23 protein-coding genes and 3 pseudogenes are annotated in these 22,042 nt (G+C 68.5%); 18 read left to right on the top strand and 8 right to left on the bottom strand.

Annotated elements, in window-relative coordinates:
- Window positions 1–324: 324 nt before the first annotated feature.
- Window positions 325–702, bottom strand: coding sequence for a MerR family transcriptional regulator (locus AC07DF_RS10825; RefSeq protein ID WP_478969213.1), 378 nt, complete (start codon window positions 700–702; stop codon window positions 325–327).
- A gap of 74 nt (window positions 703–776) precedes the next feature.
- On the opposite strand from AC07DF_RS10825, the gene AC07DF_RS10820 reads away from it, so the two are divergent.
- On the top strand, window positions 777–1,505 hold the full coding sequence (locus AC07DF_RS10820) for an SDR family oxidoreductase (RefSeq protein ID WP_478969211.1): 729 nt from the start codon (window positions 777–779) through the stop codon (window positions 1,503–1,505).
- A gap of 378 nt (window positions 1,506–1,883) precedes the next feature.
- Here the strand turns inward: AC07DF_RS10820 and AC07DF_RS10815 are convergent.
- Window positions 1,884–2,089 (bottom strand): annotated as a pseudogene (locus AC07DF_RS10815) (transposase); the annotation flags it as partial.
- Window positions 2,090–2,203: 114 nt separating this feature from the next.
- Between AC07DF_RS10815 and AC07DF_RS10810 the strand changes: the two are divergent.
- From AC07DF_RS10810 to AC07DF_RS10775, 8 genes are all read left to right on the top strand, one after another.
- Window positions 2,204–2,482: an immunoglobulin domain-containing family protein gene (locus AC07DF_RS10810; protein WP_478969209.1), complete on the top strand. Its 279-nt coding sequence runs from the start codon at window positions 2,204–2,206 to the stop codon at window positions 2,480–2,482.
- Window positions 2,483–2,736: 254 nt separating this feature from the next.
- Entirely contained in the window at window positions 2,737–4,449 is a 1,713-nt protein-coding gene (ctaD, locus tag AC07DF_RS10805) for an aa3-type cytochrome oxidase subunit I (RefSeq protein WP_478969207.1), read from the top strand.
- Window positions 4,446–4,820, top strand: coding sequence for a hypothetical protein (locus AC07DF_RS10800; protein WP_478969205.1), 375 nt, complete (start codon window positions 4,446–4,448; stop codon window positions 4,818–4,820). The genes ctaD and AC07DF_RS10800 overlap by 4 nt, the downstream gene beginning before the upstream one ends.
- Window positions 4,821–5,128: 308 nt before the next feature.
- The gene (locus AC07DF_RS10795) at window positions 5,129–6,328 is read left to right on the top strand and encodes a hypothetical protein (protein ID WP_478969203.1); all 1,200 of its coding nucleotides are present in this window, start codon (window positions 5,129–5,131) and stop codon (window positions 6,326–6,328) included.
- A 10-nt stretch (window positions 6,329–6,338) separates the two neighbouring features.
- Window positions 6,339–6,926 (top strand): hemerythrin domain-containing protein, encoded by a 588-nt coding sequence (locus AC07DF_RS10790; RefSeq protein ID WP_478969201.1) that lies wholly within the window; start codon window positions 6,339–6,341, stop codon window positions 6,924–6,926.
- Window positions 6,927–7,271: 345 nt separating this feature from the next.
- Window positions 7,272–7,688, top strand: coding sequence for a CBS domain-containing protein (locus AC07DF_RS10785; protein ID WP_478969199.1), 417 nt, complete (start codon window positions 7,272–7,274; stop codon window positions 7,686–7,688).
- A 126-nt stretch (window positions 7,689–7,814) separates the two neighbouring features.
- Window positions 7,815–8,042, top strand: coding sequence for a DUF5133 domain-containing protein (locus AC07DF_RS10780; protein WP_478969197.1), 228 nt, complete (start codon window positions 7,815–7,817; stop codon window positions 8,040–8,042).
- A 28-nt stretch (window positions 8,043–8,070) separates the two neighbouring features.
- Window positions 8,071–8,574, top strand: a complete 504-nt coding sequence (locus AC07DF_RS10775) for a DUF6098 family protein (protein ID WP_478969195.1) — start codon at window positions 8,071–8,073, stop codon at window positions 8,572–8,574.
- A gap of 13 nt (window positions 8,575–8,587) precedes the next feature.
- Here AC07DF_RS10775 and AC07DF_RS10770 read toward each other — a convergent pair whose 3' ends face one another.
- Window positions 8,588–9,121 (bottom strand): hypothetical protein, encoded by a 534-nt coding sequence (locus AC07DF_RS10770; protein WP_478969193.1) that lies wholly within the window; start codon window positions 9,119–9,121, stop codon window positions 8,588–8,590.
- Between the two features lie 331 nt (window positions 9,122–9,452).
- On the opposite strand from AC07DF_RS10770, the pseudogene AC07DF_RS10765 reads away from it, so the two are divergent.
- A pseudogene (locus AC07DF_RS10765) lies at window positions 9,453–9,584 on the top strand (IS481 family transposase); the annotation flags it as partial.
- Window positions 9,585–9,630: 46 nt separating this feature from the next.
- Here AC07DF_RS10765 and AC07DF_RS10760 read toward each other — a convergent pair.
- On the bottom strand, window positions 9,631–10,815 hold the full coding sequence (locus tag AC07DF_RS10760; RefSeq protein ID WP_478969191.1) for an FUSC family protein: 1,185 nt from the start codon (window positions 10,813–10,815) through the stop codon (window positions 9,631–9,633).
- A 461-nt stretch (window positions 10,816–11,276) separates the two neighbouring features.
- Between AC07DF_RS10760 and AC07DF_RS10755 the strand changes: the two genes are divergently transcribed.
- The 5 genes and pseudogenes from AC07DF_RS10755 to AC07DF_RS10735 all read left to right on the top strand — a co-directional run.
- On the top strand, window positions 11,277–12,038 hold the full coding sequence (locus AC07DF_RS10755) for a GAF and ANTAR domain-containing protein (RefSeq protein ID WP_478969189.1): 762 nt from the start codon (window positions 11,277–11,279) through the stop codon (window positions 12,036–12,038).
- Between the two features lie 10 nt (window positions 12,039–12,048).
- The gene (locus AC07DF_RS10750) at window positions 12,049–12,813 is read left to right on the top strand and encodes a GAF and ANTAR domain-containing protein (RefSeq protein WP_478969187.1); all 765 of its coding nucleotides are present in this window, start codon (window positions 12,049–12,051) and stop codon (window positions 12,811–12,813) included.
- A gap of 316 nt (window positions 12,814–13,129) precedes the next feature.
- Window positions 13,130–13,453, top strand: a complete 324-nt coding sequence (locus AC07DF_RS10745) for an ANTAR domain-containing protein (protein ID WP_478969185.1) — start codon at window positions 13,130–13,132, stop codon at window positions 13,451–13,453.
- 177 nt (window positions 13,454–13,630) lie between these two features.
- Complete coding sequence (locus tag AC07DF_RS10740) at window positions 13,631–13,801, top strand: hydrophobic protein (protein ID WP_478969183.1); 171 nt, start codon at window positions 13,631–13,633, stop codon at window positions 13,799–13,801.
- Window positions 13,802–14,003: 202 nt separating this feature from the next.
- Window positions 14,004–14,291, top strand: a pseudogene (locus tag AC07DF_RS10735) (maleylpyruvate isomerase family mycothiol-dependent enzyme); the annotation flags it as partial.
- A gap of 121 nt (window positions 14,292–14,412) precedes the next feature.
- Here the strand turns inward: AC07DF_RS10735 and AC07DF_RS10730 are convergent.
- Complete coding sequence (locus AC07DF_RS10730) at window positions 14,413–15,570, bottom strand: FAD-dependent monooxygenase (protein WP_478969495.1); 1,158 nt, start codon at window positions 15,568–15,570, stop codon at window positions 14,413–14,415.
- A gap of 88 nt (window positions 15,571–15,658) precedes the next feature.
- Here AC07DF_RS10730 and AC07DF_RS10725 point away from each other — a divergent pair, with 88 nt between their 5' ends.
- Window positions 15,659–16,216, top strand: a complete 558-nt coding sequence (locus AC07DF_RS10725; protein ID WP_478969181.1) for a TetR/AcrR family transcriptional regulator — start codon at window positions 15,659–15,661, stop codon at window positions 16,214–16,216.
- 168 nt (window positions 16,217–16,384) lie between these two features.
- Here AC07DF_RS10725 and AC07DF_RS10720 read toward each other — a convergent pair whose 3' ends face one another.
- A complete protein-coding gene (locus tag AC07DF_RS10720) occupies window positions 16,385–17,902 on the bottom strand; it encodes a SpoIIE family protein phosphatase (RefSeq protein WP_478969179.1) in 1,518 nt (505 codons plus the stop codon).
- Window positions 17,874–18,266, bottom strand: coding sequence for a hypothetical protein (locus tag AC07DF_RS10715; protein WP_478969177.1), 393 nt, complete (start codon window positions 18,264–18,266; stop codon window positions 17,874–17,876). Before AC07DF_RS10715 ends, AC07DF_RS10720 begins: the two co-directional genes overlap by 29 nt.
- A gap of 257 nt (window positions 18,267–18,523) precedes the next feature.
- On the opposite strand from AC07DF_RS10715, the gene AC07DF_RS10710 reads away from it, so the two are divergent.
- Window positions 18,524–20,137: an AbgT family transporter gene (locus AC07DF_RS10710; protein ID WP_478969175.1), complete on the top strand. Its 1,614-nt coding sequence runs from the start codon at window positions 18,524–18,526 to the stop codon at window positions 20,135–20,137.
- 136 nt (window positions 20,138–20,273) lie between these two features.
- Here the strand turns inward: AC07DF_RS10710 and AC07DF_RS10705 are convergent, their stop codons facing one another.
- Window positions 20,274–20,726 (bottom strand): Lrp/AsnC family transcriptional regulator, encoded by a 453-nt coding sequence (locus AC07DF_RS10705; RefSeq protein WP_478969173.1) that lies wholly within the window; start codon window positions 20,724–20,726, stop codon window positions 20,274–20,276.
- 144 nt (window positions 20,727–20,870) lie between these two features.
- Here AC07DF_RS10705 and AC07DF_RS10700 point away from each other — a divergent pair, with 144 nt between their 5' ends.
- Window positions 20,871–21,902, top strand: a complete 1,032-nt coding sequence (locus tag AC07DF_RS10700; protein WP_478969171.1) for a DMT family transporter — start codon at window positions 20,871–20,873, stop codon at window positions 21,900–21,902.
- Window positions 21,903–22,042 lie beyond the last annotated feature (140 nt).

The raw sequence follows: 22,042 nt of genomic DNA, 5'->3' as shown, positions 1-22,042 counted from the left end.
CCCGCAGCGCTGCGGACGGCTGTGCGATCTACGGTCTGCACTTCGCACTCACGGTCAGGCGGTCGGGCGGCACCGGAGCATCCTGGTCGGCATCTGCTGGGGCGCATGGAGGAGCTGCGGGAGCCGACATCGCATCCCAAAGAGGCACGCCTGCGCCGGCGTCGGGGACATCGCCGGCACGTCGCACAGCGCGACAGGGACGCGCAGCGGCGTGTGAGAGGCTCCGAGCAATAAGGGTGTGTTGGTCACAGGCACTCGTTTCGGCGGCGGGACTGCCTAGTACTCGAGCCGTAGATCGCTGGTGCGACGTCCGACCGACCGCGTCTACGGGTGCGTGTCCGTGATCGCGATGACCTCGTCGAGGCGGTCCAGGACAGCCTGCAAGTCGTCGACCTTGGCCTGGATGCGGTCCCGCTCGGCGCGCAGCATGGCTCGTTGCTCGGCGTCGGTGTGCCCGGAGTCCCAGCACGGAAGGAGTTCCGTGATTCTTCGGCTGGTCAGGCCGGCGGCGAACATCTCCTGGAAGAAACGGACCAGGGTGACGGCGTCCTGCCGGTAGAGGCGCTGGCCGGATGGGCTGCGCTCCGCGATGAGCAACCCCTGCTGCTCGTAGTAGCGCACGGCGCGTACCGAGACGCCGGCACCACGCGCCACCTCGCCGATGCGGATCAGCCGCTCGCCCGCGGCCTCCGTGACGGTCATGGCGATTCCTCTCCCCCGGCCCTGATGATCAGCACTTGCCTCTGACGTTAGCGTCAGGTTTTAGCGTACGGGGCATGGACATCAACAACTCAGTCGCCCTTGTCACCGGAGCCAACCGCGGCCTGGGCCGCGCCTTCGCCCAGCGCCTGCTCGAACGGGGCGCCCGCAAGGTCTACGCGACGGCTCGCCGGCCCGAGACCGTGGACCTGCCCGGGGCCGAGGTGCTGCCCCTCGACATCGCCGACCCCGCATCCGTGCGGGCCGCGGCCGAGGCCGCCCCGGACGTCTCGCTGCTCATCAACAACGCGGGGATCAGTACGGGGACCGACCTGGTGACCGGCTCTCTGGACGCGGTACGGCACGAGCTGGAGACCAACATGTTCGGCCACCTGGGAATGATCCGGGAGTTCGCGCCGGCGCTCGCCAGGAACGGCGGGGGTGCGATCGTCAACGTCCTCTCCGCCATGTCATGGTTCGGGGGCAAGGGCGCCAATGCCTACCACCTGACCAAGGCCGCCGCCTGGGCCATGACCAACGGCGTCCGCCTGGAACTCGCCGAGCAGGGCACGCTCGTGACAGCAGTGCACCTCGGCCTGGCCGACACCGACATGGCCGCGGGCTGGCCCGTGGCCAAGATGGCGCCGTCGGACCTGGCCGACGCGGCGCTCGACGGTGTCGAGGCGGGCTCCGCCGAGGTCCTCGCCGACCAGTGGAGCCGGGACGTCAAGTCCCGGCTGCCGCTGACGCCGGAAGAGTTCAACGCCGCGATGGGCCGCGCACTGGCGGCGCTAACGGCGGCATGAGGGGCCCTCGGGCCGCAGTGACTTCGGCCGGTTGCTTCTGAGCTCAGTCAATCAATACTCCATCCGCAGTCGTGGATCTTCATGTTGTGGCCTCGCGTCGGCGGTAGTGGCAGTCGCGGGCGCGGGCCTGGTGTCGACGATGTCATGTGCTCGCCAGCGCGGATGACGGCCAGGAAGGCGTGAGCGAGCATCGCGAGGGTCACCCGGCGCAGCCAGGTGGTGTGGGGGCGGACCCGGTGCTTCGACGGCGACCCAGTCGTATCGGCGCGGGCCTCTGCCCCTGCGCCCGCGGCCAGTTGCTGCCAGCTGCCACCCGCGTCGGGGCACCTTGCGCATCAGCACGTTGACACGGAACTTGCCGCGAAAAGTGGGTACTTCGGTGCGGGGTAGGTACAACTCACGACAACGGCGGCGTGTCCACGCGGCGTGGCATTGACAAGGTAGACCGCGACCTGGGAGATCTCGATCCGCCCGGCGGTGCCGGTGTAGTGGCGCTGCTCCCCGGCAGTCGCGTTCCCCTTCTTCACGTCGCCGGTCTCGTCGACGACGAGACCGGCCCGCTCGGCGCCGAGGTGACCGACGACTCGTCGGGTACTCCTCCTCGGCCCGGGCGGGAGCGAATCATCGTCGTCCTCATCGTCAACTCTCCGTTGTTCCATGACGTTTCGCCCAGCCTGCCCGGGGCCCACCAGGCAGGTGTGGCTGCCCAGACGGGCGGCACCCAAGGGGCGGTGGAGATCGGCTCCGACGGTGAGTTCACCGGGGCTGGACGAGACCGGGGCGGCGTGGAACCGGTGTCAGATGTTCCGCTCGTACCGCAGCGGGACGTGGCCTATCTCCCGCTCCCCGGCTCCAGCTCCGAAGACCAGGGCGCGGCCGGTGCGGCCGGTATCCTCCGCACCGAGCTGCTCGTGGACGCCTCCACCATCTGGACAGTCGCATCGCCACCGACCCGTATCCAGCCATCGCGCACGTGATCACGGCGTTGCCGCGCGAGGGCGCTGCCCGGGGTCCCGACTGATCCACCGGCCGGGCCCGCATCCGCCGCGTCGGCCTGGGCACCGCCCTCAAACAACCTCGGCGCCGCTCGAACGGATGGCTCCTTCGACCATTCAGCCCAGGCCCAGGCAGTGGTGACGCATCGCCGGGACTTCGCCAGGGCTAGTTTCCTCCCGGGTTCATACGTTCCCGCCCTATCCAAACTTGCACCGTTGCTGCCGATCGAGGACTGATGGCGACACACACAGAACCGGTTGCGCCCGTACCCGCGGTGGGGCGCCGCGGCAGGGGGAAGGTGATCGTTTCCTGGCTGACGACCACCGATCACAAGAAGATCGGGCACCTGTACCTGATCACGTCGTTCGGGTTCTTCCTGATCGCCGGGGCGCTGGCGATGGTCATCCGGGCGGAGTTGGCCCGGCCGGGGCTGCAGATCGTGTCCAGCGAGCAGTACAACCAGGCGTTCACCATGCACGGCACGATCATGCTGCTGCTGTTCGCGACGCCCACCTTCGCCGGCTTCGCCAACGCGGTCATGCCGCTGCAGATCGGCTCGCCTGACGTGGCGTTCCCGCGGCTGAACATGTTCTCGTACTGGCTGTTCCTCTTCGGCGGCCTGATCGTGCTCGGCAGCTTCCTCACCCCGCAGGGGTCCGCCGACTTCGGCTGGACCGCCTACACGCCGCTCAGTGGCGGCGAGCGTACCCCCTACATCGGCGGGGATTTGTGGATCATGGGGCTGGCGCTGTCGGGGTTCGGCACCATCCTCGGCGCGGTCAACTTCATCACCACCATCATCTGCATGCGCGCCCCGGGCATGACCATGTTCCGCATGTCGATCTTCACCTGGAACGTGCTGCTCACCTCGGTGCTGGTACTGCTCGCCTTCCCGGTCCTGGCCGCCGCCCTGCTCGTGCTGGAGGCCGACCGCCGGTTCGGCGCGCAGGTGTTCAACGCCGAGAACGGGGGCGCGGTGCTGTGGCAGCACCTGTTCTGGTTCTTCGGCCATCCCGAGGTCTACATCCTGGCGCTGCCGTTCTTCGGTGTGATCACCGAGATCATCCCGGTCTTCGCCCGCAAGCCGATCTTCGGTTACACCGGGCTGATCGGCGCCACCGTCGCCATCGCCGGCCTGTCGGTGACGGTGTGGGCGCACCACATGTTCGCCACCGGCGCGGTACTGCTGCCGTTCTTCTCCTTCATGACCTATCTGATCGCCGTGCCGACGGGCGTGAAGTTCTTCAACTGGATCGGCACGATGTGGAAGGGCTCACTGTCCTTCGAGCCGCCGATACTGTGGGCTGCGGGCTTCCTGGTCACCTTCCTCTTCGGCGGCCTGACCGGCGTCATCCTGGGCTCCCCGCCGCTCGACTGGCACGTCACCGACTCCTACTTCGTGATCGCCCACTTCCACTACGTGCTGTTCGGCACCATCGTGTTCGCGATGTTCGGCGGGTTCAGCTTCTGGTGGCCGAAGATGACCGGCACCATGCTCGACACCCGTCTGGAGAAGATCCACTTCTGGACGCTGTTCGTCGGCTTCCACACCACGTTCCTGGTGCAGCACTGGCTGGGCGCCGAGGGCATGCCACGCCGCTACGCCGACTACCTCGCCGCTGACGGCTTCACCGCCCTCAACACCGTCTCCTCCATCGGTGCCTTCCTCCTGGGCCTGTCCACCCTGCCCTTCCTGTACAACGTGTACAGGACCGCACAGCGAGGCAAGCTCGTTGAGCTCAACGACCCTTGGGGGTACGGGCGTTCACTGGAGTGGGCGACCTCGTGCCCGCCCCCGCGGCACAACTTCGTCACCTTGCCGCGCATCCGCTCCGAATCCCCCGCCTTCGACTTGCACCACCCTGACGTGGCCCAGTTGGACGAAGCCGAGAACACCGGACGACGCGATGCCGTGGACGTGGAAGGGCACAAGGGCGAACGGCCGTGAGACGCGGACGACACCAGGCGCCGGCCGATGAAGGGGACAGTGGGCTGGCCGACGAGGCCGAGGGTTTCCTCCTCGCTCAGGCCCACCACGACCAGACGCGACGTGAGGCCGAGAATCTCTGCGCGCGGATGCCCTGGCTGACCACCGCCCAAGCCGAGGAGCTCACCGGCCACTACGTCCGCTGGCGCCTCGACGTCACCCGTGACCTGCTGCTCACCACCGCCCGGCGGGCCGACCAACTGCGGCAGGAGTACGAGACCCGCTACACCACCCTCCGGCAGGCCCTGCTCAGACGCCATGCGGCCGGCGCCTGCGCCGTCCTGGTCTGCGTCGCGGGAGTGAGCATGCTGGCGTCCCTGATCAACCGCTGACGAAATCCCGCCGCAGCGCGCCGACGGGTCTGTGCGAGCGGGGTGACTGGTCGAGGAAGGCACAGCTCCGACGTCCGCACCCTGGGATGCCTTGACCAGTCCGACCGATCGCCACAATGCCGGGCAGTGCAGCCGAACAGCCCACCGGCCCGCTCGATGGGGGGACGCCTCCGGCCGTCCGAGTGTGTGCGGTGGCCGGGAGAGCCGAGTGGCTGAAACATGGTGGCGGTGCCCTGGTCGCGGACATGCAGTGCAGCGGCAGGGGTACCTCGCCGCCTCGCCCTTCCCCCTTCACGAGGAGCGCCTCCGTGACCTTCAATCCGTTGGAGCAGCGTGGCATCCCGTTGGACCGCCAGTTGCGCAACTGGCGTGAGCTCAATGTGCAACCGATCGATCCCGACCACTGTGACCCGTACACCCGGTGCCGGATCATCACGATGAACGGCATCGAGGTGGAGGCAATCCTGTTCAGCCACCAGCTGGCGCGGAACACGGTCGATCCGGAGGTCAAGCGGCAGCTGGCGCGGGTGCGCTACATCGAGGCACAGCAGCAGAAGGTCGTGAACTGGCTGCTGCCGGGTGTGTCGTCGGTGCTGGAGACGACCATCGCCTACGAGCAGGTCGCGGTGGACCTGACGGCGTGGGTGGCGCGGATGGAGCCGGACCCGTACCTGAAGCAGGCGTACCAGTTCGGTGTGCTGGAGGACTTCGACCACCTGTACCGGTACGCCAACCTCTACGAGATGATCGAGCACCGCAAGGCGGAGTCGATCGTCGACGGACTCACCGAGGTCATGCCCGGCCGTCCCACCCGGTTCCACCACCGCGACCCGGTCGACAACGTCCGTGACCCGTACGCCAAGGACCAGACGAACCCGCTGTCGAAGCTGCACGCCCTGACGATCATGTCGGCGGAGCAGCAGACCATGAACTTCTACATGAACACCGGCCCCACGTACATGGAGCCGATCGCCCGGCAGCTCTACCAGGAGATCGGGCTGATCGAGGAGGAGCACGTCACCCACTACGAGTCCCTCGTGGACCCGGGTGAGACGTGGTGGGAGCAGCTGGTCAACCACGAGTACAACGAGTGCTACCTCTACCACTCCTTCATGGAGCAGGAGAGCGACCCCAGGATCAAGGCGATCTGGGAGCTGCACCTGAACATGGAGCTGGAGCACCTGCACGCCGCCTGCGACCTGATGCGCCGCCACGACGGCCGCGACCCCGCCTCGGTTCTGGCCCCCGAGCTGCCCAACATGCTCACCTTCGAGCCGAACAAGGGCTACCTGCGCGAACTGCTCGACACGCAGATGGACTTGACCACGCTCGGGGCCGGATATGTGCGTGAGGCACACGAGCGGTTCGAGCAGATGCAGGAGCAGATCCACGGCGGGGAGGCGCCACCGAGCGACCGGGTCATGACCGAGCACGACGGGATGTTCGGCCGCGAGTACCGCGTCCAGTCCGAGGGCGAACACCCCGACCCCGCGCAGCGCGAGAAGTAGGGAGGCCGGGATGTCCGATCTGCACACCCCGCACGCAGGCGACGACAAGTCCAAGGACGACGACGTCGTCGCGTTGCTGATGCGCCAGCACGGTGACATCCGCAATCTCTTCGACCAGGTCGAGGCCACCAAGGGCGAGGAACGCCGGGATGCCTTCCGTCGTCTGGTGCGATTGCTGGCCGTGCACGAGACCGCCGAGGAAGAGGTCGTCCACCCCTTCGCCCGGAAAGGCTTCCCCGGTGGCGAGCAGGTGGTGAAGGACCGTCTCGCCGAGGAGAGGGCGGCCAAGGAATCACTGGCAGCCCTCGACGAAATGGACACCGACGACCCGAAGTTCATGCCCCAGCTGCTCAAGCTGCGCAAGGACGTCCAGGAGCACGCGCGCGCCGAGGAACGCTACGAGTTCACCCACATCCGCCGCAGCACCGACGTCACCGACCTGGCCACGATGGCGAGGGCGATCAAGGCCGCCGAGGCCATGGCACCCACTCGGCCCCATCCGGGCGTCGAGTCCGGGGCGAAGAACGTGGCCCTGGGCCCCGTCGCAGCCCTCATGGACCGCACCAAGGACGCCGTGCGCAAAGCGATGGGCAAGTAGACCCCGGTCGCGCAGCCCGCAAACGGCAGCGCAGACACACCACAGTGACGACGCTGGCCGACGACACACGGGCGAGACGGTGGAGGTCTTGGTGCGGAACTCCGATCGGTGCTGCCGGTGGCCCGGGCCGCGGACGTCGGCCGGGGGGACAGCACGGCCTGGAGATCGTCATGGCCGACGGATACCGCTCTGCTGGGACGGCGCGCCGCTGCCGGCGCGGTGAGCTCAGAGCGCAGCAAGCGTTACGGCAGGTGATGGTGGGGAACCCACGCCTCCAGCCACCGCATACGACCGTCCGCCGACGCGGTAGTCGGGAACGGCCGACAGCCACAGGGAGTGAATCTGATGACGAAGGCGCGGGACATCATGACGGGCGGGGCCGAGTGCGTCGGGGCCGAGGAGACGGTGCTGGACGCGGCCCGCAAGATGAAGGTCCTCGGTGTCGGTGCCTTGCCGATCTGTGGCACGGACAACAAGCTCAAGGGGGTACTGACCGACCGGGATGTCGTGGTGAAGGTTCTCGGCGCGGGCAAGGACCCCGCGACCTGCCCGGCCGGCGAGCTGGCCCAGGGCGAGGCCGTGACCATCGGCGCCGACGACGACGTGGAGGAGATCCTGCGCACCATGACGGAACACAAGGTGCGCCGTCTGCCGGTGATCGACGGGCATGACCTGGTCGGCATGGTCGCCCAGGCCGACGTCGCCCGATCCCTGCCCGATCCCAAGGTCGGCGACCTGCTCCAGGCCCTGTCCACCGACTGAGCCGAACGCCGGTCCCCCGGACCTCCTGGCCGCCGGTGCGGGAACGCACCGGATTGGCGGCCGGGGCCAGGGGCACACGGGTCGGTGTATGACCCATGTGAGCAATGGTGACGAGGGAGGCTCCCTATGCTCTTGGCACACCCCGTCGTGCTGAAGAAACTCATCGAGCAATACGAGACGCTGCGCGTCCTGCACGCCGAACACGGCCCCCCGGAAGCGCGCAGGCGTATGGAGGACGTCGCCTACACGCTGTGCGTGTCGACCGGCACTCGCGATATCGACGCCGCCCTTGTGGCCGCCCGCCACCGGCTGCCCGGCGCCCGTACCGAAGACGACTCCCTCCTGACCACCTGACCGCCCCCGGAATCGGCCGACAAGCACCATGACCACGACCGCCGACCTGCCGACGTTCAGCAGCCTCGATGAGCTGACCCAGCTCATCACCCACCGCCACGGCCTCTACGTGCGCTGGTCCCGCGGGCCGGAGAGCGACCTGCCGAAGACGAGCAGTACGGACGATCTGACCGGCATCAAGCTGCCGGGCCTGTCTGCCAGCCCGCTGGACCTCGAGGACTGGTGGGGCGAGCGGCCCGTGCGAGTCTGGGTCGCCCGCCGGCTGTACGACTACTGCCACCTGCCGCACGTCAAGGACGCCCGCACCCGGCCCTGGGTCCTGCACGGCTCCGAGACGGCCCGCGGACCGGACAACGAACCCCTGGTGACGGAGATCGAACCCCTCGGCTGGATCGCCGACCAGGTCATCACGGACGCCTGCCGCATCATCACCGAACAGCCCGGGCCCTGGGGCACACTCGACCGGGACGAACCTTCTGAGGAACCCCGCTCATCCCTGGGGCCGTCGCCGTGGCGGCACGACCACCAGTAACCGTCGGGCGGCGTTATCGCCTCCGGGCATGGTCACGAGGCACGGGGCCCACGTCCGCCTGTCGGCCGGTGCGAACCTCCGCGTGGCTCTGCCCCGGGCCGGGACCTGAACGAGCGGCCAAGGCATCAGCGACGACACCGGTCGCGAAGGCGTACACCGTCTTGTGCAGCAGGTCGACGACGAGTTCGCTGCGCGGCCAGGTCTGGGGCGGGGCACCGACACCGGTGGCGTTCTCCAGGATCTGGTCGCTGGTGACCCGGACGACGGCGAACTTCGCCGACGACCAAGGGCCGCGCAACCCGGCGTGTGACATCACCGACCGCAGTACGCCGAGGAGGGCGCCCTGCCCCACGTGCATGGCCAGGTTCACCGGCACGGGCTGACGTCCGGGATCCTCTGACATGCCAGTCAGGCGTTCCAGGGTCCGGGCGGGCACGTGGGAGTCACGGCGACCGGTCAGCCGCTGCTCCGCCTTCTCGCCCACTGTCATCACCAGCACCCCGGCCGTGCCGGCCACCAGCCCCTGCCACAGCGCGCGCTTCATCATGCAGCGGCGAGTACCCATAGCTCCGCTGTCCACCTGCTCCCCTGCACCTCGCAACCGTCACCACTTCGTCCGGGAGACCGCGGAAACCCGGCGCCGGACGGTCCCCGCTGTGGACGCCCGCCCACGTGGGTTTCGAAGGGGAAGCTGCCGCCACCCCTGGGCGACCTCGCGGAGCGGATCGACGTACAGATCCGTCCGGCCCGGGCGACCACAGCATGGAACCGGCCGCAAGATTCGAGAGGCCCGTGCCCGCCGCGTCCACTTCCGTGTCCGCGCGTCTGACCGGGCTGGACCGGCGTCAGGGAGAGTTGAGTGAAGGGCTGACCACTGCAACGACACCGGCTACGCCTGCCTGCACACCGCCCTGGACGACCACTCCCGCCTGGCCTACGCCAAGAATCTGCCCAATGAGAGGGCCGCCGTTTGCGCCGCCTTCCTCACCCACGCGATCACCTGGTTCGCGGTGACAGAACAACCTGGCGAGCAGGCCGGTGCGACAGGCGCCGGGCTTAGCCGATCTCGCTTCCCGCTGTGGTAGCGGCGGGTACGGCCTGAGCAGCTGCGACGCCGTGCTCGAGCACTTTGCAGGTGTACTGGAACTCGTCCGTCAGCCTGGCGGCCTCGGCCATGAGGATGCCGTACGGCTGGGCCGGGTCACTCAGGGCGAGGGAGCCGGCGCGGGCCTCCTCCTCCAGTCGGTCGCGGCACCGTTGAGCCTGCTCGGCGGCTTCACACAGCTGGCGGGAATGCTCCTGCAGATGGTCCTCGTCGACCTGGCTGAGCAACTCGGCGATGGGACAGAGGGAAGCCAGGAAGTCGCCGTAGGAGCGGGCGAAGTCGACGTAGCCCCGGCCGGCGTCGGCATCGCGCCATTGGTCGAGGCTGCGGGTCATGGAAGCCACCTGGTGGGAGACACGTTCCAGGGCGTCGACAACAGCCTGGTAGCCACCGAAGGAGGAGCGGTGGCGATGTGGGCGCCACAGGCGTCGCGGGTTGTAGAGGGTGCTCTCCCGGGCGGTGTGGATCGAGGACTGGGCCTGCTGCACGATCGGCGCCAAGTCGGCAGCGCGCAGGCGCCATTGCCGGGTGCGTTCCTTTTCTGGCTTCCCCTCGCGCAACGCCGGATACATGTCACGGACCAGGCCGTACAGCGAGTGGGCGAGGATATGGATGCCGTACTCGGCGCTGCGGTAGCGCAGGGGAGGCAGCACCAGCGTGTTCACCACGACGCCGATGCCGCAGCCGATGAGCACGAGCACGATGATCTGCCCGAGCTGGGACCAGCGCTGTGCGTCGCTGGTGGCGGCGACGTAGGTGGAGAAGGCGAAGAACGCCGCGGTGGCCACCTGGGAACCCTGGGAGCCCAAGGGCCGCCACCGTCCGATGGCCAGGGCTACCAGCGTCACCATCACGAACGTGAACAGGTGTGGGCCGGCCAGCAGGCCCAGCACTCCTTGCAGTCCCACGCCCACGGCGACCGCACCGACACAGCGCAGAGCCTGCACCAGCGACCGGTAGACGGTGACCTGCATGATCAGCACCGCGGAGAACGGTGCGAACGCCGGCGACTGCGCGGCCATGACATCGTTCGCGATCACCCAGGAGACGGTGGCCGCGAGGGTGCTCTTGCCGATGAGGGCCAGAGTGTGCCGCTCGTGCCCGTCCGAACCCGCCCGGCCGAACCACTGCCCCATCCGGGCCAGCCGACCATGGAATGCCGCCTTTAGGCGCCGCCCTCCTGCAACGGCTCCGGTCATCTTCTCCCCCGTTCTCGCTCTGCCACGACTGCCGGGCCAGGGGGTACCCCGTTCGGGTCACCGCAGGCTGCGGAAGACGCCATACCTATTTCGGCACCGTTCTTTAAGGCACAAGGCCGCTGCGTGCGCCCGAACTGCATCGGCGCAAAGGGCCCAGGAGGCATGCTGGTCACGGTGTTCACGTCGAGGAGGGAGAGGACGGAGTCGAGGCAGGCGACGTGTGGGTAGGTCACCGACCATGGGTCTGAAACCGCGCTCGACGGCGAGTGCACTGAGATCGGCGCCCAGGGCTGCGAGCCCCCAACCTTGGCGGTTGCGTCGGGCGTGCCGCGCTGAATCACGCTGATGCGGCAAGATCGGACGGGTCGGATGGGTTGCTGCGCGGGGAGGTGATGGCGATGTCCGGGCCGGAACCGGACGGCGGGGACGCGGAGCGGGAGACGCACCTCTTGCGGGCCCGTATCGCCCGCGAGCTGATCGACGCTGTTCGCGAGCTTTCTCCTTCCTCGGTACCCGAGGCCCTGTGCCGGGCGTGCGTCTCTCTCGTGCCGGACGTCTCGGGGTTGTCGCTGTCGGTTGTCGGCCGGGACGCGGGCGTCAGTGTTGTTCTGTGTGCCAGCGATGAGGTGGCCGCTCAGCTCGCGGAGATCCAGTACACGCTGGGCGAAGGCCCTGGCACCGATGCCATCCGGCTGCGGGCCCCCATCTTCGCAGCCGATCTGACCCGGGCTCCGGACGCGCGTCGTTGGCCGCTCTTCTCCGTCCAGGCGGCCAAGGCTGGCGCCGAGGCCGTGTTCTCCTTGCCCCTGTCGGGCGCCGCGGGGGCTCTGGGCACGCTCGACCTGTACCGAGAGGCCGCCGGGCCACTCGATGACGATCACGTGCGCACCGCACTCCTGGTCGCCGACGCCCTCACTCTGGCCGTCACCGCCCTGGACCACGCTTCATCCGACAGCGGTGGAGTCGTAACGTGGCTGGAAGGAGCAGAGTCGGACCGGGAGGAGATCCACCAAGCCACCGGGATGCTCATGGTGCGATTGGGAGTGAGCGCCGAAGAGGCCCTTTTGAGACTGCGCGCCCGGGCCTTCGCACAGGGCAGCACGTCACTGACCATCGCGCGGGCCATCATCGCCGGCAGCACGGACCTCGGCCATGAGTAATCACGTGAGCATGCATGACGACACCGCCGGGGAGGCGAGCATGAACCGCGAGCGGGAGCTGGCGAAGGCGTTCGTCGACCTGGCGGACACCTACACGCCGGACTTCGACCCCCTACGCCTTTTCGATCGGCTGGTGCGCAGTTGCCGAGGGCTGCTGGACGTGGACGCGGCCGCAGTGATGGTCGCCGACGCCCGGGGCACCCTGAAGACGATGGCCGCCACCGAGGACGAGGCGCTGTTCATCGAGCTGATGCAGATGCAGACCGGGCGCGGCCCCTGCATGGACTGCTACCGCACCGGCGAGGCCCGCAGCGTCCCCGACATGACCACGGAGCACGAGCGCTGGCCCGCCCTCGCCGCCGCCATGGCCGATGCGGGATACCAGTCCCTGCACACCGTGCCGGTACGCCTCCACGACCGCAAACTGGGCGCGCTCACCCTGCTGAACGCCCGTACCGGGGCTCTGCCGGACGGCGACCTCCACCTCGCCCAGGCCCTGGCGGACTCCGCTGCCCTGGGCCTGATGCACTGGTCCGCCGAACCGCGCGGCGACGACGTCGTCACGCGCGTCCAAGGCGCCATCGCCGCCAAATCCGTCCTCGAGATCGCCAAGGGCATGATCGCCGCGTACCAGGGTCTGCCGCTCAACGAGGCGGGGCGCCTGCTGGCCGGCTACGCCGACCGCCACCAGGTCAGCCTCGCCGACACCGCCCAAGCGCTGGTCAGCCGCACCATGGAACTCGACACCATCCTCGACAATGTTGTTGGAACCTGACCGCGGGGTTCTCGCTCTGTGGCCCTGACGGCGGTGGTGCTCTGCGATGCGCCCCTGCTCGCCCCGCGACAGCTCCCTCAGCTCGTTTGTCGAACCGAGGGAGCCTCGCGCTGATGGACTCCCGGGAACCCGACCCCCGCGTGCCACCGAAGCCAACCCCCCTCTCGCCGCGGGACGCGGCCTCCTTGGCCGCCGGACATCGCCGCGCCGGACACTGATCCCTCCCGGACGTATGAGGGTAAGAGTGGTGTTGTCGTCTTCACCGTTCCGCCCAACGCGCGAACCGGGCAAAGAGCTGTTCTGGAGGATGAGAACAATGAATTTCCCGCACGACGGCCGTCCCACGCCGGCTGATGTGCGCCAGCCCCCCGAGTTGGAGGACCCCACCGCCACGATCATGCATCTGCAGCGGGACAACGACCACCTGCAAACAGCCATCACCTCACACGCCGTGATCGATCAGGCAATCGGCGTCATCATCGCTCTCGGCGGGCTACGCCCCCAGCAAGGCTTCGACGTCCTCCAAGACGTCTCCCAGCACACCAACATCAAACTGCGCACGATCGCCGGCCTCATCATCGACTGGGTGAGCGGTGAGCCCTTGCCCGAAGATGTCCAACGAGCCCTCGACACGCACTGAAGAGGGCACAATCCGCCTGAACCGGAACACGGCTGACTCCCAAGGCCCTCCAGGAAGACCCCGGTCTTGAGGTAACGAATCTGGGTCCAGTTCCCGCAAGAACGGTGAAGAAACCAGGCAGATCGGCCGCGTGTTCTTCAAATAGCCGGGCACGAGGAGCGACGGAGGTTGATAACTATGGTTCCCCTGATTCTCGTCCTGCTCCTGGCCCTGATCCTCTTCGGCGCGGGATTCGCACTGAAGGCACTGTGGTGGATCGCCGTCATCGTGCTCGTCGTCTGGCTGCTGGGCTTCGTGCTGCGCAGTGCGGGCACAGGAGGCCGCAAGGGCCGCTGGTATCGCTGGTAACCCACCAAACAGCAGCCGGCCTGTGGGCTCCGGGAACACCCGGGGCCCACAGGCATGTCCCCGCTCAGGACGTCCCCTCGGGAAATCGGTGCAACCACCACTTGCTCCAGAATGTCGATGAGAATCCGGCAACCCTGGGCAGCCCCTGGTGAGGTTGGCGCGCCAACTGCGGTAGCTGACGTGCGCGCGATCCGGGTTCAGGGGCCTCCACATCCGGCGCCCGCTGGGCCTCCGCCGCGACCACCCGATCGGGGTCGTCACGGAGACGGCCGAGTGCTACCGGGGCTCAGACCTCGTGGTCGTTGCCAAGGGACGCATCGCCGGGCTGAGACTGGTAGCGGATGACGGCCCGTTCGCGACTGGTTCCGGGCCTGTTGTGTACGGCCGCACCTTGGCCCTGGTAATGGCCATGACTGCGCGCGCGGCCTACTGCGACGATCTCGAAGACGACGGTGTGGAACTCCTGCGCAGTCGCTGCGGGACAGCGTGACAGCCCTGAGCGACTGCACTCGATGATGACCTCGTTGAGGGGGCCATACGGTCGGAGTCGCCAGGCCCGGGTGATGTTCCGCCCCCCTAAATGTCCGTGGCCAGAGACGAGTCCGGTGCCGTCAGCTCAGGCTCGGCGGGGCCCAGTCGGCGTGCCGCAGGATGGCCCGGACGGTCACGCCAGAGGGGGCCAGCCGCATGGCCGTGTTGCGCAGGGCCACGGCCAGCGGGTGGGACAGTTGCTGGCCCACCCGGCCGGCCTGGCGCGCGGCCCGGGCCACTGACTGGCTGCGCGGGCGGCGTGCGGCGTCGTAACGGGCCAATGCTGATGCGACCGTGGGCTCGGTGGTGAGCGCAGCGGTCAGGGTGACCGCGTCCTCCAGGGCCTGGCAGGCGCCCTGGCCGAGGTTAGGGGTCATGGCGTGTGCCGCGTCACCGAGCAGTGCGATCCGGCCCGCGGTGAAGGCGGGCAAGGGCGTTGCCAGTTCATGGATGTCGTGGTGCAGGACCGCGTCCGGCCGGGTCGCGTCCAGCAGTGCGGGGATCGGGTCGTGCCAGCCGCCGAACCGGCGGCGCATCGCGGCCAGGGCGTCCGCGTGCCGTACTCCGGGCGGCGAGTTGAGCACCGCGTGCCATTCGGCCCGGCCGTCGGTGAAGGCGATATGCCCGAACTCGGCGCCCTTGCCCCAGGTCAGTTCGAAGTCGGTGCGCAACGGCACCGTTTGCTCGGTGACGGCACGCAGGACCGTCGATCCGCTGTAGACGGGTCCGGGGTGGTCAGGGAACAACTGGCCGCGCAGCCGGCTGTCCACCCCGTCGGCCGCCACGACCAGATCCGCGTCCAGGAGACCCTCCTTGACCGGCACCCGCACCCGGCTGGGGTCCGAGCGGTCGATCGACATCACCTCGGCCCCGATGACCAGGCACTCGCAAGGCAAGGCCTCCCGCAGCAGGCGATGCAGCACGGCGCGGGGGATGCCGACGATCGGCGTGCCCAGCTCGCGCTCCAGTACGGCTCCGTCCATCCGGGCCAGCCACCCGCCGCCGGGCGTGCGAGTGCCCCCGGTGTACTGGGGCCGCGCGGCAGCACGTACCGCTTCGCCCACGCCAAGGGCGTCGAGGGCGCGTATGCCGTTGGCGTGCAGGGAGATGCCCGCGCCCACGTCGGCCAGGACCCGAGCCCGTTCGACGACCGTCACCTCCCAGCCGATCCGGCGCAGGCCGATCGCCGCGGCCAGCCCGCCGACGCCTCCCCCGACTACCACCGCGCTGCCGCCCATGCCCAGCCCCTCCCCTGCCACCTGCCGCACCGTTTCTACGGATGTAGAAGAAGCGTATCCCTGGCCTCTACAGGTGTAGAAATAGGGGGTGCCTGATGATCGACGAACCGTTCTTGCCGACACAGCCATCACAGTGCTCGCCGATGCCGGGATGCGAGGACTGACCCACCGCGCGGTGGACCGGGCGGCGAGCCTGCCACCCGGCACCACCTCCGCCTACTACCGCACCCGCCAGGCACTTCTCACCGCACTGGTCCGGCGCCTGGTCGCCCTCGATCAGAGGGAACTCCAGGAAATCGGGAGCCGGACACCGGTACCGCAGAGCACTGAGGAGCTGGTGGCCGGGATCGCCGCCTTCCTCGAACAGCGACTGACGGGAGAGGGGCGGCGGCGCTCCCTCGCGCGCTACGCGTGCGCCATCGAGAGCGTCCATCACCCCGAGCTGCGGGAGATCCTCGTGCCGCGCGAGAACGCGGGGCGACAGGTCGTACTCAACTTCCTGACCGCGCAAGGCATCACGGACGCCGAGACCCGTACCGTCACCTTGCTGACGTGCATGGACGGGCTGGTCTTCGACCGCTTGGTGAACGGCGGAAGCGTGTCCGACGCGGAGATCAGCGGACTGGTGGCGGCGGCGCTGCGCTGACCCGTCCCCGTGCGGCCGAGGAGCCTCCGCCCGCCTGATTCCGCAGGTCAAAGGACTGGTATGACGCTTCCCGAGAGGCCGGCCGGGCTGCCCCGGACGGGGAACGCCTCGCGGACCCGGGTGGCTGTGTCCGGGTGAGAGGACAGATCACAAAGACAAGCTGAGCTCTCATGCCCCGATGTTCGTCTCACCGGCGGGACTGTGCCCTGCCCGGGCAGCGAGGAGGGCTACGTCATCGTGGTCGCTTCCATCCCGCAAGGTGCGCAGAAGCAGGTCGCAGGTGGCGTCGAGAGAGCGGCCGGGGTCGTCGAGGGCCTCGAGGAGAGCGTTCAGGCCGGCGTCGATGGGCTGGTCACGCGTTTCGACAAGGCCGTCGGTGTAGAGGAGGAGCAGATCACCCGTGCCGAAGACGAAAGAGGTGGTGTCAAAAGTGACGCCACAGCCGCCCAAAGGCGCCCCGGTAGGCAGGTTCAGCAGTTCGCGTGTACCGTCCGGCCGCAGAAGGACCGGCGGCAGGTGCCCGGCAAGGGAGACGTGGCACCGTGCGATGCGGGGGTCGAACACGGCATAGACGCAGGTCGCGATCGTGTCGAGATCGTCGGTGATGTGATCGAGGTGGTGCAGGACCTGATCGGGGGCCAGATCGAGGTCGGCCAGGGTTCTGGTGGCGGTGCGCAGCTGTCCCATGGTGGCCGCGGCTGCGACACCGCTCCCCATGACGTCGCCGACGACAAGGGCGGTCTTGTCGCCGGCCAGGGGAATGACGTCGAACCAGTCGCCGCCGATCTCCATGATCGCCTGGGCGGGCCGATAGCGGTAGGAGACGTCGAGACCAGGCCGCCGTCGAGCGGGGTGGGGCAGCAGGCTGCGCTGGAGGGTGAGGACGGCGTGACGCTGTTCCTCGACTGCGCGGTGCCGCTCGGTGACGTCGACGCTGGACGTGGCCACTCCCAGCACCTTCCCATTGGAAGTCTCGAGCCGGTAGAACGAGATCGACCAGGCATGATCATGGTCCGGATCGGCCGCTGTGCGGCCGACGGTGTACTGGTCCACGATCGGGGCCCCGGTGGCGAGGACCTCACGCATGGCTGCTTCGAAGGTCTCGTCGATGAAAGGCAGCACCTCATGGACGTGCCGGCCCACGTGGTCGGAGGCCGGCACACCGTTCATCCGCTCCTCCGCGGGGTTGACCGAGATGTACCGGAGATCGGTGTCCAGCATGCCCAGGCCGATCGGTGACTGGGACACCAGCTGGGCGGACAGGGACAGGTTCCGCTCCACCTGTCGCAGGGTTGCCTGGTCCGTAGCCAGGCCCAGCGCCCAATAGTCACGCTGATCGTCCTGCAGCCGCATGTTGCGGAACTCCACCAGGCGCGTACTGCCATCCTTGTGCCTGACCGGGAAGACCCCCGCCCAGCTCTCGCCGTCCCGCATGACCTGGGCGAACAGTGCCAGGACCGTGTCGAGGTGCTCTTCGTCGATCAACAGGTGGCCAGCGTCCTGACCCAGGGCCTCCTCGGCGGTGTAACCGAAGAGGATCTCCGCCTGCGGGCTCCAGAGATCGATCCTGCCCCCTGCGTCGAGGAGGACGGCGGCCACGTTCAGCACATCGAGCAGGCCACCCGGCTGGGACGGCACCACATGCGCCCCGCCGGGGTCATCCCGGCCGGGTTCTGTCGCACCCATACCTCAGACTCCTTCCGGCCTCCGGGTGGCGGACCGCCGGCATCCGTGCGCCGTTCCTTCCATCGTCCACAGAATGCGCGCGGCACACCATGTGGCCGGGGCGCATCGACAGGAACATCCGGCGGGCCGTGGTGTGGCTGTCGCCGCCTTTCGTCAGGCGGCGAAGGAGTTCAGCCTCACGGCCGCTCAGGGCGAACGCCCTGGTGAACACTCCCAGCCGCTCATCCGACGAACACTCCTCGCAGTACAGGTCGGCGGTGAGACGGACGCCGTGTCGCATGGGGATGCGCAGGGTGCGGCGCCACAGGGCACCGTCCTGGACCGGTTCGGGCCGGCCGGCGTGGGAGGTGTCGTACGGGGTCACTCCCGTGACGCTAAACAGCGGACCTGGTTATGGCGATCACTCGATGTCATCAGGTCAACTGTTCCGCAGGACGGTGACGGGACCGGACACGGGACCTACCGTGCAGCCCATCCCAGGAACGCCCCGCGTTCCCATCGCGGCGGATCGTGGCCGGCTCCGAGCCCCTTGTCGCACCGCTCTCGGCGCTTGCGCGCCACGCCCCCGCTTCCCCATCACCCGCCCTACCCGCGCTCTACCCGCCCTCGCAGGAGGCCGCCATGAGCACACCCGACAGCCATATCGGGGAGGTGCCGTCAGAGGTGCAGGCCACCGAACCCGACGAGGAGGGCCGCGGCCCCCGGCCCGACGCTGGAGGCCGCGGCTCCCGGATCCTCGACCTGGTCGAGCGCGCGGGGAACGCGCTGCCACATCCTTTCTGGCTGTTCTGGATCCTGTGCGCGGTCGTGGCCGTCGCAAGCTGGGCACTGAACGTCTCCGGACTGAAGGTCGAGGATCCCTCCTCGGGTGACCTGGTCGGTGTGCGCAGTGCGCTGTCGGGGGACGCCGTACGGGACCTCGTCACGAGCGCACAGGACTCCTTCGTCACCTTCGGGCCGCTGGGCACCGTGCTGATGGTGATGCTCGGCGTGGCTGTCGCCGAGCGTTCGGGGCTCTTCGAGGCGCTGGCCCGCCGCCTGCTGTCGGGCCTGTCCCCGCGCACGGTCGTCCTGGGCGTGGCCCTGGGCGGTGTGCTGGGGAAGTTCCTGTCCGACTCCGCATACGTGGTCCTCATCCCGCTCGGGGCGGTGGCCTTCCGGGCCCTGGGCCGGTCCCCGATGCTCGGCATGATCGTCGCGTTCGTGTCGATCAACGCCGCGGGCGACGCCAACCCGCTGATCGCGCCCGGCGACGCGCTGTTCGCCTCCGTGGCCACCGAGGCCGCCCAACTCGTCGACAAGGACGTGGTGGTCCGCGCGACGGACAACATGTACTTCACCACCGTCTCGGCGTTCGTGCTGGCCGGCACCATCGCCCTGGTCGTGGACAAGATCCTCGCCAAACGCGAGCACCACCTGATCCCCGACGCGGACCTGGAGGCCGCCGCGGCCGGGCGGACGGTGGCCTCCGAGATCGACGACGCCACCGAGCTGCGGGCCCTGAAGCTGACCGGGCTGGCCGTGCTCGGCTACGCCACGCTGATCGTGCTCGCGATGCTGCCCGCCTCGTCGCCGCTGCGCGGTAAGGGCGGCGCGATCGTGGAGTCCACCTTCATGAACGCCATCGCCGTCTTCCTCACCGTCTTCTTCCTGATCGTCGGCAGCGTGTACGGGCGGCTCACCGGGCGCATCAGGGGGAGCCGCGCGATACCGGAGTTCATGGCGGACGGTGTGCGCTCCATCGCACCGCTGCTGGTGCTCTTCTTCGCCGTGTCCCAGTTCCTCGCCCTGTTCAAATGGACCAACATCGCCACGATCGTCGCCGTCGAAGGCGCCGGCTTCCTGCGGGGGCTGGACGCGCCCACGCCGGCGCTGTTCGCCCTGCTGATCGTCGCGGTCGCGCTGATGAACCTCCTCATCACCTCCGGCTCCGCCCTGTGGACCCTGGTCGCCCCGGCACTGGTACCCATGCTCATGCTCCTCGGCACCAGCCCGGCCACCACCATGGCCCTCTACCGCATCGCCGACTCCTGCACGAACTCCATCACCCCGATGAGCACCTCGTTCATGCTCTGCGTCGGCTACCTGCAGACCCTGCGCCGCTCGGCCGGCATCGGCACCCTGGTCTCCTTCACCCTGCCCATCGCCATGATCATGCTGGTCGTGTGGGTGCTGCTGTTCTTCACCTGGTACCTCACGGGCATCCCACTCGGCCCGGGCGCACCCGTACGGTGAGCCCGGCCGAACCCGAGCACCACCCGGAGGCCACCGGCTGGTCACCCACTTCTCCCCCGCCGATGTCTCCTCTCGGCGGCCGAGGAGGCGGCACCACCGGCCCGCTGATCCGCCACGAGTCGGGTCCGCGCCGGTGTCACGCCGGACCGATGACCTTCTTGCGCATGTGCGCGTAGACCACCGACGTCCGTACGTCGGCCAGTTCCGGGCGCTTCGTCAGCTTGTCCAGGACCACTGCGTGCAGATGGTCCGTGTCACGGACGGCGACGTGCACGAGGAAGTCGTCGGTCCCGGTGAGAACGAAGATCGAGATGACCTCGGGCATGGCCTCGAGGAAGGTCTGGAAGGCCTCGATCGCCGCACGTGTCGGCGGGCGGATCCGTACAGCGATCACCGCCTGCAGCCCGCGGCCGATCGCCGCGAGGTCCGCCTCCGCGTGAAATCCCGTCAGGATGCCGCTCCTGCGCAGCGACCGGATTCGCTCCAGACAGGTGGACGGGGCGATACCGAGGTCCTGGGCCATGTCACGGTTGGTGCGCCGACCGTCCTCCTGGAGCATCCGCACCAACGCCGAATCTAGTTCGTCCATGCTTGCCTCATCCCGCCGAATTCCGAAGGTAATTCGGACTATTCGCATCATCTTCGATGATCTTGTTAGCCTCCAGCCTAATTCACTGACGTTCATTCGGTCACGGTGTGGTCGGCGGCAGTGAGTAGTGAAGGGCGACTTGGCATGCGTAAGCGGGGACCCACGATGTGGGCGGTGTGTGCGGTCATGGCGGCCGCGCTGTTCTGGAGCAGTTCGTACGCGGTGACCAAGAAGGTGCTGGAGGATGTCGGCCCGCTCAGTATCGGCGCCATCAGGTTCACGCTCGCGGCGCTACTACTAGGCGTGATGGTACGGCTGAGTCGGCACCGTCCGACCCGGCCGGACCCGCGGCAGCGGCGGCAGCTCTACCTGAGCGGGTTCCTCGGCATCACCGTGTACTTCATCCTGGAGAATGTCGGCGTCGACCTCTCCACGGCATCCGACGCGTCGCTGATCGTGGCCACGTACCCGCTGATGACGATGCTGGTGGAACTGGTTGTCTTCCGCAGCCGGATGCCCCTGCTGAGGGTGACCGGCGTGCTGCTGGCCACCGTCGGTGCCTTCCTCGTCGTGCGCAACGGAGCCGAGGTCGGCGGCGGTTCGCGCTGGCTGGGGGACATTTTGCTGCTGCTCGGCGGGCTGGCGTGGGCCGGCTACAACGTGCTCGGCAAGCGCGCGAGCGCCGGCCAGGACGCCGCGAGCGTCACCTACTACCAGACTCTGGCGGGCGCGGCCGGCTTCCTGCTCGCGTCCCTGCTGGAGGCCGACGACTGGCGGATGCCGGGCGCGACCGCCTCATCACTGCTGGTCTACTTGGCCGTGGCATGCTCGGTCGGCGGCTTCCTGCTCTACAACTACGGCCTGCGCAGGATGGATTCGAGCGTCGCGGTCAACATCCTCAATCTGGTCCCGGTCTTCGGTGTCATCGGCGCCGTCGTGATCAACGGGGAGTCCATCCGGCTCGCCCAGGTGACGGGCGGCGCGATCATCATCGTCGGGGTGGCGCTGGGCATGATCGAGCGGGGACAGGGTGCCGCGAGGCTTCCGGTCGCGAGGGGAAGCGGACCTTCCGGCACTGCGACCACTCGGAGTGGGGCGGAAGCTCGGCCCGTGCCGAACGAGCCCGAAGCGGCTGTGCCGACCGGGTATGGAGTGATCGACGGGCGCGGTAGCTGATAGGGCCGATCGGGCCGATAGAGGAAGCCATCCTTGCTTGGCGAGAACAGTGCCCCGATTTCGCGAAGCGCACGCTGGCCGGCCGGGCTGGCGAGTAACACCGCAAGCAGATCCGTGAGGCCCTGGGATTTCGGCCGTCG

It is taken from the genome of Streptomyces sp. NPDC044719, assembly GCF_056433405.1.
This window is presented reverse-complemented; position numbering and strand designations above follow the sequence as displayed.